We start from the raw sequence: 14,653 nt of genomic DNA on the forward strand, positions 1-14,653 counted from the left end.
GACGCCTGCACTGAAGCGATGCCCGCATCCAGACTGCATCTCGTCAGGCACGGCGAGGTCTTCAACCCCGAGCACGTGCTGTACGGTCGCCTGCCCGGCTATCACCTGAGTGAAGCCGGGCGGGCGATGGCGCGGGCGGCCGCGGACCATGTGCTGAGCCTCGAGCGGCCGGTCAGCGCCCTGCGGTGCTCTCCGCTCGAGCGCACGCAGGAGTCGGCGGAGCCCTTCACCACCCTGTTCGGACTGGCCCCGGAGCTGGACGAGCGCATCATCGAGCCGTGGAACGTGTTCGAGGGCACGCAGATGCGCCGTGCCCTGATGAATCCGTGGAACTGGCGCCACCTGCGCCGCCCCTCGGTGCCGAGCTGGGGTGAGCCCTATGCCTCCGTCGCCGCGCGCATGCGCGACGCCATGGACGAGGCCTGGCACGGCGCCGACGGCGGCGACGTGGTGTTCGTCTCGCACCAGGCGCCGATCTGGATCACGCACCTGTCGGTCGCGGGTCTGCGGCTCCGGCACGACCCTCGCACCCGGCGCTGCGCATTGAGCAGCGTGACCTCGTTCGAGCGCGTCGGCGACGTGTGGCGCGAGGTGGCCTACGCGGAACCGGCCGCGGCGGGCATCGACCTGGGCGCAGTCTGACGGTCGTCGGCGCCTATCGGGCGGTTTCCGGCGACGTCAGATGTGCGGGCCGCGTGGATCCGGATGCGTGCGTGCGCCCGTGCGTCCGTGTGGTCCCATGCGGGTGCGGCAGGGGTTCGAGGTCGAAGGGATCCGCGTCGCGAGCGGGCAGCAGGTAACGGCGCTCGGCGGTCGCCGCGACCGGGACGAGTGCGCGGATCAGCGCAGCCCCGCGCACACCGGCCTCGCGCAGGGCCTCGACCTCGGCGGGGTTCAGGCCGACCGGCTGATCGCCGTTGCCGAGATCGGTCCCGTAGCGCACCGTCCCTCCATGCGCGTGGAAGCGGCGCAGGTTGTCCAGGGCGATCCCGCGGGCGTCGCCCTCGTGGATCGCGAGCGTGGAGATCCAGGCGATCCGCCCCGCCTGGGCGGAGACCTCGGCGTCGCTCAGTCTCTCCGTGAACGGCGTGTGCGCGAGTGCCCTGACGCCGAGCCGCGGCATGCGCTGCGCCTCGCCCGGGCCTTCGGCGTGAGCGACCACCGGGAGGCCATGACGGTCGGCGATGCGGACGATCGTCTGGAGCAGGTCATCGCCGAACACGGGCCCCGCCGTGCTGTTGCTGGCGATCTTGATGACCGAGGCTCCGGCCGCCTTCATCTCGGCGACGGCAGCCTCCGCGGAATCCGCGTCGGCGATCTCGCGGAAGGATCCCTCGGGCGCCCAGCTCCGATCGGAGGGGTATCCGCCGACCGGGGTCAGGAACGCACCCGCGAAGGACACCGCGATGCCCGGGGGGGCGGCCGCGATGGCCGCGATCGCTGCGGGAGCGGATCCGAGATCCAGCACCCGGCCGAGCAGGCCGCCCCTGTCGGCGACGCCGACGAATGCGGTCCCGAGGCGCGCCGGGTCCACGAGCTGCAGATGCACGTGGTGGTCCGTGAATCCGCCGATCACGCTGCCGTTCGTCACGCTCACGCCGTCACTGCCCGATCTCGGTGCGCACCGCGTACAGCTCGGGGAAGAAGGTCAGATCGAGCGCGCGCTGCAGGAAGTCGACGCCGCTGGATCCGCCCGTGCCGATCTTGCGGCCGATCGTCCTGGTCACCGTGCGCAGGTGCCTGAAGCGCCAGAACTGGAAGTTGTCCTCGACGTCGACGAGCTCCTCGCACGCCTCGTACAGGTCCCAGTGGTCGTGGGGGTTCTCGTAGATCTCGGTCAGCACGGGCACGAGCGAATCGTGCATCCGGTAGGGCTGGCGCACGTCGCGGTCGAGGATCTCCGCGGGGATCGGCAGGCCGCGGCGTGCGGCGAACCGCAGGAACTCGTCGTACAGGGTCGGCCGCTCGAGCTCCGCCGTGAGCATCGCGAGGTTCTCGGGGTGGGAGCGGAACACGCTCAGCATCCGCTCGTTCTTGTTGCCGAGCGCGAACTCGACGGCCCGGTACTGCACGGACTGGAAGCCCGAGGAGTTGCCGAGGTCGCCGCGGAACTGCGCGTACTCGGTGGGGGTGAGGGTCGCCAGCACCGACCACTGCTGCGTGAGCACCTCCTGGATGTGCTTGACCCGCGCCATGTGCTTGAGGGCCGAACGCAGGTCGTCTTCGGCGAGTCGGTCGCGCGCGGTGCCCAGCTCGTGCAGCACGAGCTTCAGCCACAGCTCGGTGGTCTGGTGCTGGATGATGAACAGCATCTCGTCGTGGTGCTCCGGCACGCTGACCGGGTGCTGTGCGCTGAGGAGCCGATCCAGGTCGAGGTACGACCCGTAGGTCATCCGATCCTTCAGATCGGTGACGATGCCCTCTTCGAGCGCCCGCTCGTTCGCGGTCGTGTTGTCCGGCACAGGCGACCTCCTTGTCGTTGAACATGTCCAGTATTTCATCGGCGCTTCGGAAGCGTCTGTGATCGGAGCCGACACTGCGTCCCAGGATTCGTCGCGATGCGCATTCGGAGGACTCGACCACCGGGCTAGGCTGATCATCGACAGCGCCTAGGGTTCCGGGGTTCGCCCGACTGGTCCGAGCGGCGCCACGTCGGGTCTTCGTGGGCCGGGCGTCATCTGAACGGACAAAAGCCTGGAGGAACCACGTCCGTCGCGCCCGCGGCGGACCGGAGGTTCCCATGTCGCTTCTCGCATTCGTCCTCGTCTTCTCCGCCGCTGTCGCTCACGCGAGCTGGAACGTGCTCGCCCACGGCGTGAGCCGCGCCGGCTACCCGTTCCTGTGGTGGGGTGCGGTCTCCAGCACCCTCGTCTGGATCGGCGCCGTGCCGTTCACCGGCGGCATCGGCACGGGCGACATCGGCGGGTTCGTCCTCGGCGTGCTGGTGTCGAGCGTGCTGCACGTGACGTACATGGTGGTGCTGCAGCACGGCTACCGCGTCGGCAACCTCTCGACGGTCTACGCCACGGCTCGGGGAACGGGACCGTTCCTCTCGGTCATCATCGCCATGGTCCTCTTCGGTGAGCGCCCCGCACCGATCGCCTTGGTCGGCGTCGCCGTGGTGATCGCGGGGATCGTCGCGATCGGCTTCGTGGACCGGGCCGGGGCGCCCGACTTCGAGAGCTCGGGCCGCGCCGCCGCACGTCCCCGGATGGATCCCGGCCTGCTGTTCGGTCTGCTCACCGGGGTCTCGATCGCGGTCTACACGATCTGGGACGCCTTCGTGGTGCGTGCGCACGGCCTGTCGCCGGTGGCATTCATGGTCGGCACGGCGGCGATGCAGATCCCGTTCTACTCGGTCGCCGTGCGCGGGCGCTGGGCGGCGCTCGCAGCGTTCGGACGTCTCGAGTGGCGCCGGATCCTGGCCTTCGGGATCCTCTCACCGCTGTCGTACATCCTCGTCCTGTACGCGATCCGGATCGCCCCGGTCGCGCTCGTGGCGCCGCTGCGCGAGGTGAGCGTCGTACTGGTGAGCCTGTTCGGCGCGTTCGCGCTGCGCGAAGGGCGTCCGGCCCTGCGGGTCGGCGCCTCGGCCGTCGTCGTGGCCGGGATCGCGCTGCTCGCGGTCTGAGTGCAGCGGTGCGGTGGGGCTCAGCCGCCCACCGCGCGGAGGTACTGCCCGTCGGACGAGATGCCGGATCCGGAGACGGTGAACCGCACGATGCTGGAGAGGTAGCGGTCCTCGCTGGCCTCGAAGACGCGACCGTCGGCGTCGCGCGAGGTACGGCTGAGGCGCAGGATCGGGGTGCCCTGGGGCACCTGGAGCAGCGTGGCGTCCTGCTCGTCGGCGGCGACCGCGTCGATCTCGTGCTGCAGACCCACGATCGGGTGGCCCTGCGAGGCCAGGAACTCGGTGATCGAGATCGCATCGGTGTCGACGCTGAACAGCAGGCGACCGACCTCCTCGGTGTAGAACAGCCGCTCGAGCATGGTGGGGCGATCGTCGAGGAACCGGAGCCGGACGACGCTGACGATCGTGTCGCCGGGATCCACGCCGAGCGCCTGCCCCTTCTCGGCCCCCGCTCTGCGCAGGCTCAGCTCCTGGGTGCGCGCGCCGGGGCGGGCGCCCAGCTCGCGGGCCCAGCGGGTGAACGGCACCGACACGTCGACGGCCTGCGTCGCCTTGCGCTCCACGACGCGTGCGGGTCTTCCGCGGGCTGTCTCGATGAGCCCCTCGGCGCGGAGCGCGGCCAGAGCGTTGCGGATCGGGCCGCGCGAGGTGCTCCAGCGCTCGGCGAGCTCGGCCTCGGTCGGCACCGCGTCGCCGGGGCGCAGTGCCCCCGACGCGATCCTGGCGCGCAGGTCGTCAGCGATCTGGGTGTAGACAACTTCGGGCACATAGGCATACTACTTCGTCGCTCCGCTCGGGCGCACCCCTGTTCTTATGGTGTTCATTCAGGCGAAGCTCGGGTGAACAGTCGGGGAACAGTGCCGAGGTAGGTATACATCTCGGCTTCGAGCTTGAGAGAGTCTTCGAGGATTCCCTCCGCACCTGAAACCCGAAAGGTCCTCATGAAGCTTCGCGCTCTCACCGTCGCAGCCGGCGCCGCCGTGCTCGCCCTCGGCCTCGCAGCGTGTTCCGGCGCCGCCGGTGCCGCCACCGGCACCGACGCGCCCGCCGCGGCGAACGGCGGCTACGCCGTCGACGCGAACACCCTCGTCTTCGGCGTCGTGCCCGACTCGGTCGACACCCAGACCAACTACCAGCCGCTCATGGACTACCTCGCCAAGGAGACCGGCAAGAAGGTCGAGTACCACGAGTCGACCGACTACGCCGCCCTCATCGAGGCCGCCGTCGCCGGCAAGGTCGATGTCGCCTCCTTCTCCGGCTTCACCTACATCACCGCCACCAACGCCGGCGCCAAGCTGACCCCGATCTCCTCGATCGTCACCAAGCAGGGCCAGGAGCCGGGCTACTACTCCGAGGCGATCGTGCCGAAGGGATCCTCGATCACCTCGATCAAGGACTTCAAGGGCAAGAAGGTCTGCTTCGTCGACCCGTCCTCGACCTCGGGCTACCTGTTCCCGAGCTACAACCTCCTCAAGGACGACATCGACCCCAAGACGGGTGTCACCCCGGTCTTCGCGGGCAAGCACGACGTCAGCGTGCAGAAGGTCGGCGAGGGCAAGGAGTGCGAGGCGGGCTTCGCCGAGGACTCCGAGGTCGCCAAGAGCGACAAGGTCACGGTCGTCGACAAGACGATGGTCCCCGGCGCGCCGCTCGTCTACTCCTCGGCGCTGCCGAAGGAGACCAGCGACAAGGTCGTGTCCGCGCTCAAGGAGATCACGATCGACGACATCGTGAAGGCCGGCATCAAGAACGCGGACAGCGACGCGTTCAAGGCGACCTTCTACGCCACCAAGCCGGTCGACGACAAGTACTACGACATCATCCGCGACATCTGCGAGAAGACCAAGGCCGACCAGTGCAAGAAGTGATCTGACCGATCCCTTCCCGGGCCGCCGGCACCGTCCGGCGGCCCTCCTGCCTACCCCGAACCAGGAGCGCACCCACCATGAGCACCCCCGCCTCGTCCGAGCCGGTCATCCGCCTCGCCGCCGTCACCAAGCAGTTCGGCGCCACCAACGCGCTCAAGGGCGCGGACCTCGAGGTCGCACGCGGCGAGATCGTCGTGCTCCTCGGGCTCTCCGGATCCGGCAAGTCGACGCTGCTGCGGCACCTCGACGGCCTGGAGACCCCGACATCGGGCTCCGTCGAGGTTCTCGGCTCCTCCGTGCCGGCGCTCAAGGGCAAGGCGCTGCGCAGCCTCCGCAGCCGAGTCGGCTTCATCTTCCAGCAGTTCGAGCTGGTGCCGTCGCTGACGGTGCTGGAGAACGTGCTGACCGGGTCGCTCTCGTCGGTGCGCGGCCCGCGCCTCGGCCTCTGGGGCTACGCGAAGGATGCGAAGCTGCGCGCCCTCGGCCACCTCGAGCGCGTGGGCCTGCTCGACCGCGCCTACCAGCGCAGCGACACCCTCTCCGGTGGCCAGCAGCAGCGCGTGGCCATCGCCCGCGCGCTCATGCAGCGCCCCGAGATCCTGCTCGCCGACGAGCCCGTCGCCTCGCTCGACCCCGAGTCGAGCGACCAGGTCATGGCGCTCATCCGCGAGATCGCGGCCGATCAGGGTCTGACGGTGGTGTGCAGCCTGCATCAGGTCGACCTCGCGATCAGCTGGGCCGACCGCATCGTCGGCCTCCGTCACGGCGAAGTCGTGCTGAACACGTCCACCACCGGTCTCAGCAAGGCCGAGGTCATGGAGATCTACGGCCGGGTCGCCACGACCACCGCCGACCTCACCGCGGTGACCACCGAGCTCATCGCGCAGGGGATCGCCGCCCCCGCCGAGACCGCCGCGCCGGCGGGCGCATCCACCGGACCCGGGATCGCCTCCTCCTCCGGGGCGCGCTCGTGACCGCAGTCGCCGCCCCTCGCCGCGAGGGCTACGTCGGCGGTCTGCTGTCGCGGGCGCCGAAGCGCCGGGTGTCACCCGAGCGGATCGCGGCATCGCTCACGCTCATCGCGCTCGTCGCGCTGGGCATCGCGTCTCTTGTGCAGAGCGGCTTCTCGCTCGCGGGCGTGTTCCAGAGCTGGGGCAATGCGCAGCGCTTCATGACCCGTGTGGGGGCCCTGACCTTCCCCGCGCCGCTCGACCTGCTCTGGCTGATCGCCCTCACGGTGGGCCTGGTGCTGGTCGGCACGCTCGTCGCCGCCGTCCTCTCGGTGCCGATCGCCTACCTCGCCGCCGCGAACACCACGCCCGGACCCGTGTGGCGCGGGATCGCCCGGTTCATCGGCGTGCTCACCCGCTCGATCCCCGACGTCGTGCTGGCCATGGCGTTCGTGCTCATGTTCTCGCTGGGCACCCTGCCCGGCATCCTCGCGATCGGGATCCACTCGATCGGCATGATCTCCAAGATGTTCGCCGACGCCATCGAGCAGATCGACGAGGGGCCGCGGCTCGCGATCCGCGCGGCCGGCGGCACGAAGCTGCAGCAGTTCACCGCGGGTGTGCTGCCTCAGGTACTGCCGAGCTGGGTCGCGACCGTGCTGCACCGCAACGACATCAACCTGCGCGGCAGCGTCGTGCTCGGCTACGTCGGCGTCGCGGGCCTGGGCCTCGAGATGTCGTACGCGTTCAAGGCGCTCAACTACGGACGAGGTCTCGGGATCGCGGTCGTGATCTTCGTGCTCTGCGTCGTGATGGAGATCATCTCGAGTGCCGTGCGCGGCGCGATGCTCGGCGAGACCGCGCAGACGCGCTCGTGGATCGACCGGATCCTGCACCCGCGCTTCCGCCGCACCGCCGAAGCCGCGAGCGGCACGGCCGCGGCCGCGAAGCCGGCCTGGGCCGCGTCTCCCGCCGCAGCCGTGCGCCGGCCCTGGACCCGCGAGCGCCGCCGCAACACGATCGCCGGCTGGGTCGCCGTCGCGATCGTGATCGGCAGCCTCATCGTGTGCCAGATCCAGTGGAGCGACCTGATCACGGTGTGGGCGAAGATCCCCGAGACCGCCGCGAAGTTCTGGCCGCCCGACTTCGGCAACTACGACACCGCCGTCATGCTGGGCGCCATGCGCGACACCATCGCGATCGCGCTCGCCGCGACCGTGCTGACGCTGCTGCCCTCGCTGCTGCTCGGGTCGTTCGCGGCGCGCAACGTCGCCCCGAACGGCACGGTGCGCGGCATCGCCCGGTTCCTGCTCGTCGGCATCCGCGGCATCCCGGAGCTCATCCTCGCGATCGTGCTCATCGTGGTCACCGGCCTCGGTCCCACCGCGGGCATCGTCGCGCTCGCGATCGGAGGGATCGGCCTGCTCGGCAAGCTCGTCGCCGACTCGTTCGAAGAGGTCGACCGGGGTCCCGAGCGGGCGCTCCGCGCGGTCGGCGCCACCCGGCTGCAGACCTACTCGGCCGCGACCGTGCCGCAGGGCACGCGCGCGCTCATCGGGCACAGCTTCTACATGCTCGACACGAACATCCGCGCGGCGACGATCCTCGGCATCGTCGGCGGCGGCGGGGTGGGCTACTACCTGCTGAACGCCGGGCAGGGCTCGCGATACGAGGTGGTCACGGCGATCGTGCTGATGATCCTCGCCACGGTGCTCGTGGTCGAGGGACTGGCGATGTGGATGCGGAGGGTGTTCCGATGACGACTTCTTCCCTGGATCGGTTCGACGTCGCGATCGTCGGATCCGGCATCGTCGGACTCGGCGCGGCATACGCGGCCGCGCGGCGAGGGCTGCGCGTCGTGGTCGTGGACCGCACCGACCGCCCCGTGGGCGCCACGATCCGCAACTTCGGCCACCTCTGCATCGGGGCGCAGGACGGACCGGCGCGCGCCTACGGCGAGGCGTCCCGCGGCATCTGGCTCCGCCTCGCGGCCGAGGCCGGTTTCTGGGCGCGGGAGAGCGGCACGCTCGTCGTCGCCCGGGCCGAGGACGAGCGGACGCTGCTGGAGGAGGCCGCACGCGCCGAGGCGGAGGCCGAGGGCGGCATCCGCCTGCTCTCGCCCGCCGAGGTGACCGCGCTGGCCCCGGTGCGCGCGGAGGTCGTGCACGGCGGCGCGCTCGTGGCCGGTGATCTGCAGGTGAACCCGCGGGAGGCCGCCGGCGCGATCGTGCGGCACCTGGTCGCGCTCGGCGTCGAGTTCCGCTTCCGCACTGCGGTCACCGAGGTCGGCACGGGGCTCGTCCGCACGACCCGCGGCGACATCGAGGCGAGCGACGTGGTCGTGGCCGTGAATCACGACGTCGACCAGCTGCTGCCCGCACTCGCCGAGCGCGCGGGGGTGATCCGCTGCGCTCTGGACATGATGCGCGTCTCGGCCGATCTGCCGTCGCCGCTGCAGGCGCCCCTGCTCACCGGCTGGTCGATGGTGCGCTACCGCCGGTTCGCGGGCCTCGGTGCTGCGACGGCGCTGCGCGAGCGGCTGCATGCCGGGCGCCCTGAGCTGGCTGCGCTCGATCTGAACCAGATGTACACGCAGCTGCCCGACGGGACGCTGCTGCTCGGCGACTCGCACCACAAGGCGGTGCAGCCGGGTCCGTTCCAGCCCGAGGCCGCGTTCGACGCGTTCCTCGCCGAGGCGCGAGAGCTCTTCGAAGTCGGCGGGATGAGGGTGCTCGAGCGCTGGCAGGGGATCTACGCCGCAGCCGCCGAGGAGTTCCTCATCGAGGAGGTCGCGCCGCGCGTGCTCGCGCTCGCCGCGACCACCGGCATCGGCATGACCACGGGACTGGGCCTCGCCGAGATCGAGACCGCCCGCGTCCTCGGCTGGGGCGGATCCGGATCCGTCGGCGCCGAGACGTCCGCCTTCGTCGGCGGCGCACAGACACCCGCCATCGTCGGCGGCGCAGGAACGACCGCCACCGTCGGCGGCATCGCACAGGAGGAGAACGCATGAACCCGCACACCCCGATCGAACTGGTCGTGCTCGACATGGCAGGGACCACCGTGCTCGACGACGGCATCGTGGAGCAGGCGTTCCAGCGTGCGGCCGAGCGCACCGGGGTCGCGACCCGGATCGGCTGGGACGCGGCGCTGCAGTACGTGCGCGACACGATGGGGCAGTCGAAGATCGACGTGTTCACGCACCTCGCCGACGGCGACGTGGCGGCCGCCGAGCGCGCCACCGCGCAGTTCGAGGCCGCCTACGCCGAGATCGTGGCGGAACAGGGCGCGACCGAGATCCCCGGCGCGGCCGATGCCATCCGCGCACTGCGCGACGCCGGCCTGAAGGTCTGGCTGACCACCGGGTTCGCCCCGGTCACCCGTGACGCGCTCCTGGACGCGCTGGGCTGGCACGACCTCGTCGACGGCGTGCTGAGCCCGGTCGACGCGGGTCGCGGACGCCCCGCCCCCGATCTCGTGCTCACCGCGCTGCTGCGCGCCGGAGCGTCGTCGGTCCAGGCGGTTGCCGTCGCCGGTGACACCGTGAGCGACGTGCAGTCGGGCCGCCGTGCCGGTGCCGGCTTCGTGGCGGGTGTGCTGAGCGGTGCGCACGACGCGGTGGCGCTCGAGACCGCCGACCCCGATGCGGTGCTGCCGGACGTGACGGCCCTGCTCGGCGCGCTCGCCGAGCGCGGGCTCGTCCCCGCGCTCGCGCCGGAGCCCGCAGACACCGTGTCGGCCCCCGCCGTTGCGCCGATCGCGGCCGGCTGACATGCGCGCGGCGCTGGTCCGCCCCGCCGAGGAGGTGCACCGGCACGACGTGCCGCTGCGGCCGGCCGCCGTCGCCATGGCCTGGCTCGGCGTCGGGATCCCGCACGAGGCGCTCGCGGTGCCGGGCGTCGCTCTGGCGCCCCACGATGTGCTCGTGGCGGTGGAGATGTCGACGATCTGCGGATCCGACATCCACACCGTGCAGGGACGTCGTCATGCGCCCACGCCTCTCGTGCTCGGGCACGAGAGCGTGGGCCGGATCATCGCGATCGGCGACGAGGGTGCGCGCGCGGTGGACGGCGGGGAGCTGCACGTCGGCGATCGCGTGGTCTGGTCGGTGACCGTTTCGTGCGGGCACTGCGACCGCTGCCTCGCGGGGATCGCGCAGAAGTGCCGGCAGCTCGCGAAGTACGGGCATGCGCGCATCGAGCCGCGCTGGGAGCTCACCGGCGGTTTCGCCGGGCACGTGCACCTGCGTGCCGGCACCGGGATCGTGCGCGTGCCGGAGGCGTTGCCGGCCGCCGCGCTCGCACCCGTCTCCTGCGCCACGGCGACCGCCTGGGCGGGCGTCGCGCGCGGTGCCGCGCTGCGGGGTCGCCGGCTGCCGGATCCGTCCCCGTCCGCGGGACAGGAAGCGGAAGTGCTCGCGTGCGAGCGGGTGCTCGTGCTCGGTGCGGGACTGGTCGGCCTGACCGCGGCGGTGATCGCCGCGGAACTGGGCGGACGCGTGCAGATCGCGGATCCCGACCCGGCTCGCCGCGCCTTCGCGGAGCGGTTCGCGCTCACCGCGATCGCCCCGGACGATGTCGCGGAGGAGGCGTTCGATCTCGTGATCGAGGCCTCGGGGCACGCGGTGCGCGGGGCCCTGGACGCGGTCGACGTGGGCGGCGCCGTGGTGCTGCTGGGCAGCGTCTTCCCCGCGGATCCGGTGCCGCTCGACGCCGAGCGCATCGTGCGCGGGCTGGTGACCGTGGCCGGGGTGCACAACTACACCGGCGCGGAGCTGCACGCCGCGGCCGCATTCATGGCGGGCCGTGGGCGCGCGCACCCGTTCGCGGACGCCGTGGGAGCCGTGCATCCGCTCGCCGCCGTCGATGCGGCGCTCGTGCAGGCGGCCGCCCCGGGGGCTCCGCTGCGGGTCGGGCTCACCCCGCGCTGAGCCCCGGCCACGGCTTGGGTGCGTCGATCGACGACGCGCGCAGCGCGACGGAGACGGGGTGCTCTCGCGAGCCGGGTTTCGTTTCGCTCGGCCTTCGGCCGTGCTCGCTCGACGACCCCGTGTGAAGAGCCCTCGGAACGTGCCAGGCTTGAGGGGTGAACTCCCAGGAACCGCGGCAGCAGCCCGCTCTCGGCGTGCTGCTGGTCGTTGGATCCTGCCTGTCCCTGCCTTTCGGCGCGGCCGTCGCCACGACGATCTTCCCGGCCCTCGGGTCGTGGGGCGTCACCGGGCTGCGCGTGCTCATCGCCGCGATCGTGGTGTGGATCATCGCGCGCCCGCGCCTCGGCCGGTGGAACCGCGCGCAGTGGACCGCCGCCGTCCTGTTCGGCGTCTCGATTGCGGCCATGAACGGCACCTACTACGCCGCGATCGACCGCATCCCGCTCGGGCCCGCGGTCGCGATCGAGTTCCTCGGCCCGCTGGTGCTGGCGGCCCTGCTCACACGGCGCCTGGCCGACGCGGTCTGGGTGGGGATCGCCCTGATCGGCATGGCGCTGCTCGGCGTCGACGGCCTCACCGGCGCGGAGGCGCTCGACCCCTGGGGCGTGCTGTTCGCCCTCATCGCGGCCGGATTCTGGATCATGTACATCCGCATGAGCACCCGCGTCGGGGCGCTCACCACGGGAACCGAGGGGCTGGCGGTCGCCCTCGCCGTCGCCGCCGTGCTACTGCTGCCGTTCGGGGTGCCTGCCGCCGTCACCGCGGTCGGCGATCCGCGGGTGCTGGGGCTCGCGGCACTCACCGCGCTGCTGGCCTCGGTGATCCCGTACATCCTCGAGCTCGCCGCGCTGCGCCGGCTGCCGCAGCGGGTGTTCGGGATCCTGCTCAGCCTCGAGCCGGTCTTCGCGACGATCGCGGGGCTGCTGGTGCTCGGGCAGCAAGCGTCGCCGCTGCGGCTCGCCGCGATCGCGCTGGTGGTGATCGCGAGCATCGGCGTCACCGCAGGAGCGCGGCGTCGGCGCGGTGCAGGGCCCGACGAGGAGCCGCCGTCGCCGCTGACCGGATCCATCCCGGTCGTGCCGGACTGACAGGTAGGCGCACCGTCGGCATCGCTTGTCACACGCGCCGACCGTATCGCGGCCAGGCGTAGCCTCGGGAGCATGAGCGCGCTCACCGACCTCCTCGGCATCCGCACCCCCGTCGTCCTCGGGCCGTTCGGCGGGCTCAGCTCGATCCCGCTCGTCGCGGCGGTCAGTGCGGCGGGAGGCCTCGGATCGTACGGGCTCTACGGCTACGACGCGGAGCGGATCCGCGCGACCGTCGCAGGGATCAGGGCGGCGACCCGCCGGCCGTTCGCGCTGAACATCTGGCTGCCCCTGGGCGACGAGGTCGAGCCCGGGGCCGAGCACGACGGCTATGCGGCGGCGCTCTCACCGTTCTTCGCCGACGTGGGAGCCGAGGTGCCGGCCCGGCCCGTGGCGTATCTGCCGTCGCTCGAGGAGCAGCTCGCCGCGATCCTCGAGGCGGCTCCGGCCGTGCTCAGTGTCGTGTTCGGCGTGCCCTCGGCATCACTCGTCGATGACGCGCATCGCCGCGGGATCCCCGTGATCGGCACCGCGACGACCGTCGCCGAGGCGCGCGCCCTCGCCGAGGGCGGGGTGGACGCGATCGTCGCCACCGGCGCCGAGGCCGCGGGGCATCGCGTGTCGTTCCTGCGGCCGGCCGAGGAGTCGCTGGTCGGGCTGTTCTCGCTCCTGCCGCAAGTCGTGGATGCGGTCGACGTGCCGGTGATCGCCGCAGGCGGGGTCTCGGACTCGCGCGGCGTCGCCGCTGCCTTCGCGCTCGGCGCGCAAGGCGTGCAGGTCGGCACCGCCTTCCTCGGCACGGCGGAGTCGACGGCGAACGACGCGCACCGCACAGCGATCCGTGCGACACCCGCCGAAGGCACCGTGCTCACTCGGGCGATGAGCGGCCGGCTCGCACGCGGAGCACGCAACCGGGTGGTGGCCGAGATCGAAGCGGCAGGATCGATCGCCCCGTTCCCGGCGCAGAACTGGATCACCGGACGCTTCCGCACCCCCGCCGGGCAGCAGAACAGGGGCGAGCTGCAGTCGCTGTGGATGGGGCAGTCGGCGCCGCTGGCCCGCTACGAGACCGCCGCCGCGGCGTTCGCGGAGCTGGCCGCGGGCGTTCCGAGCGCCTGAGGCGGCGCCGCGCCCGAGGTGCCGGGTCGCCGTCCGGCCTCAGAGGATGACGGTCGAGCGGCCGTGCACGATGACGCGGTCGTCGGCGTGCCACTGCACGGCCCGCGCGAGCACGAGGCGCTCCACGTCGGCGCCGCGGCTCTGCAGTTCGGCGGCCGACTCGGCGTGCGTGACGCGGGTGACGTCCTGCTCGATGATCGGCCCCTCGTCGAGGTCCGCCGTGGCGTAGTGCGCGGTGGCGCCGATCAGCTTCACCCCGCGATCCTTGGCACGGGCATAGGGGTTCGCGCCGATGAACGCCGGCAGGAACGAGTGGTGGATGTTGATCACCGGAGCGCCGAGGCTCTCGATGAACTCGTCGGTGAGGATCTGCATGTAGCGCGCGAGGACGACCAGATCCACGTTCCCCTGCAGCAGCTCGAGCTGACGCCGCTCCATCTCGGCCTTGCCCTCGGCGCCCGAACCGGCGGGGATGTGCACGAAGGGCACCCCGAACGAGCGCACCGACTCGGCCAGATCCGGGTGGTTCGAGACGACCATGGTGACATCGATGTCGAGCTGGCCGCGCTGGGTGCGCCAGAGTAGCTCCATGAGGCAGTGGTCGTACTTGGACACGAAGATCGCGACGCGCTTGCGCTTGGAGGCGTCGTGCAGCGACCACTCCATGCCGAAGCGCTCGGCGACCGCGGCGAGGTCGGCCTCGAGAGCCGGGCGTGCGGCGGCGAGGCCGTCGCGGTGGATGACCGTGCGCTGGAAGAAGCGCCCGCCGGCGGCGTCGGTCGAGTGCTGATCGAGGGAGATGATGTTGGCCTGGTGCGCAGCGAGCACTCCGGCGACGGCGGCGACGATGCCGGGCTGGTCGTCGCACGCGATCAGCAGTCGTGCGGTGTCGGGCTGCGCCATGGCGTCGTCTCCTTGCAAGGGGGTGTGCGTCGATTCTGCCGCGCCCCGGCGCACGAGGCGAATCGCGACCGCAACCTGCGGGTCGGCCGCGGGCTTCGTGCGCGCAGACGACGGAAGGGACCCGGGCGCGGGGCCCGGATCCCTTCCGTCGAGGATCGGTGGTCGGA

At 71.7% G+C, this 14,653-nt stretch carries 14 protein-coding genes; 10 read left to right on the plus strand and 4 right to left on the minus strand.

Annotation, left to right across the window (positions count from 1 at the left end; translation table 11 throughout):
* Positions 1-18: 18 nt before the first annotated feature.
* Positions 19-642: a histidine phosphatase family protein gene (locus LXM50_RS05120; RefSeq protein WP_233310212.1), complete on the plus strand. Its 624-nt coding sequence runs from the start codon at positions 19-21 to the stop codon at positions 640-642.
* A gap of 13 nt (positions 643-655) precedes the next feature.
* On the opposite strand, the gene LXM50_RS05125 is transcribed toward LXM50_RS05120, so the two are convergent.
* Together LXM50_RS05125 and kynA are read right to left on the minus strand one after the other, a co-directional pair.
* Positions 656-1,597, minus strand: a complete 942-nt coding sequence (locus LXM50_RS05125) for a hydrolase (RefSeq protein WP_233310213.1) — start codon at positions 1,595-1,597, stop codon at positions 656-658.
* A 4-nt stretch (positions 1,598-1,601) separates the two neighbouring features.
* Positions 1,602-2,462, minus strand: a complete 861-nt coding sequence (gene kynA, locus LXM50_RS05130) for a tryptophan 2,3-dioxygenase (RefSeq protein ID WP_258133305.1) — start codon at positions 2,460-2,462, stop codon at positions 1,602-1,604.
* 278 nt (positions 2,463-2,740) lie between these two features.
* Between kynA and LXM50_RS05135 the strand changes: the two genes are divergently transcribed.
* Positions 2,741-3,631: a hypothetical protein gene (locus LXM50_RS05135; protein WP_233310215.1), complete on the plus strand. Its 891-nt coding sequence runs from the start codon at positions 2,741-2,743 to the stop codon at positions 3,629-3,631.
* Positions 3,632-3,651: 20 nt separating this feature from the next.
* On the opposite strand, the gene LXM50_RS18685 is transcribed toward LXM50_RS05135, so the two are convergent.
* The gene (locus tag LXM50_RS18685; RefSeq protein WP_233310216.1) at positions 3,652-4,398 is read right to left on the minus strand and encodes a GntR family transcriptional regulator; all 747 of its coding nucleotides are present in this window, start codon (positions 4,396-4,398) and stop codon (positions 3,652-3,654) included.
* A 174-nt stretch (positions 4,399-4,572) separates the two neighbouring features.
* Here LXM50_RS18685 and LXM50_RS05145 point away from each other — a divergent pair, with 174 nt between their 5' ends.
* The 8 genes from LXM50_RS05145 to LXM50_RS05180 all read left to right on the plus strand — a co-directional run bounded on the left by LXM50_RS05145 (position 4,573) and on the right by LXM50_RS05180 (position 13,583).
* Positions 4,573-5,499, plus strand: coding sequence for a phosphate/phosphite/phosphonate ABC transporter substrate-binding protein (locus tag LXM50_RS05145; protein ID WP_233310218.1), 927 nt, complete (start codon positions 4,573-4,575; stop codon positions 5,497-5,499).
* Positions 5,500-5,576: 77 nt separating this feature from the next.
* Entirely contained in the window at positions 5,577-6,473 is an 897-nt protein-coding gene (gene phnC / locus LXM50_RS05150; RefSeq protein ID WP_233310219.1) for a phosphonate ABC transporter ATP-binding protein, read from the plus strand.
* Entirely contained in the window at positions 6,470-8,209 is a 1,740-nt protein-coding gene (gene phnE / locus LXM50_RS05155) for a phosphonate ABC transporter, permease protein PhnE (RefSeq protein WP_233310220.1), read from the plus strand. Before phnC ends, phnE begins: the two co-directional genes overlap by 4 nt.
* A complete protein-coding gene (locus LXM50_RS05160; RefSeq protein ID WP_233310221.1) occupies positions 8,206-9,462 on the plus strand; it encodes a TIGR03364 family FAD-dependent oxidoreductase in 1,257 nt (418 codons plus the stop codon). The genes phnE and LXM50_RS05160 overlap by 4 nt, the downstream gene beginning before the upstream one ends.
* Complete coding sequence (locus LXM50_RS05165) at positions 9,459-10,220, plus strand: phosphonatase-like hydrolase (RefSeq protein WP_233310223.1); 762 nt, start codon at positions 9,459-9,461, stop codon at positions 10,218-10,220. The genes LXM50_RS05160 and LXM50_RS05165 overlap by 4 nt, the downstream gene beginning before the upstream one ends.
* A gap of 1 nt (position 10,221) precedes the next feature.
* Positions 10,222-11,379: an alcohol dehydrogenase catalytic domain-containing protein gene (locus LXM50_RS05170; RefSeq protein WP_233310224.1), complete on the plus strand. Its 1,158-nt coding sequence runs from the start codon at positions 10,222-10,224 to the stop codon at positions 11,377-11,379.
* Between the two features lie 155 nt (positions 11,380-11,534).
* Entirely contained in the window at positions 11,535-12,467 is a 933-nt protein-coding gene (locus LXM50_RS05175; RefSeq protein ID WP_233310225.1) for a DMT family transporter, read from the plus strand.
* Between the two features lie 72 nt (positions 12,468-12,539).
* A complete protein-coding gene (locus LXM50_RS05180) occupies positions 12,540-13,583 on the plus strand; it encodes a nitronate monooxygenase family protein (protein WP_233310226.1) in 1,044 nt (347 codons plus the stop codon).
* A 39-nt stretch (positions 13,584-13,622) separates the two neighbouring features.
* Here LXM50_RS05180 and purU read toward each other — a convergent pair whose 3' ends face one another.
* On the minus strand, positions 13,623-14,486 hold the full coding sequence (gene purU / locus LXM50_RS05185) for a formyltetrahydrofolate deformylase (protein ID WP_233310227.1): 864 nt from the start codon (positions 14,484-14,486) through the stop codon (positions 13,623-13,625).
* Positions 14,487-14,653: the final 167 nt, after the last annotated feature.

Source organism: Microbacterium sp. Au-Mic1, from assembly GCF_021341785.1.
Taxonomy (GTDB): Bacteria; Actinomycetota; Actinomycetes; order Actinomycetales; family Microbacteriaceae; genus Microbacterium.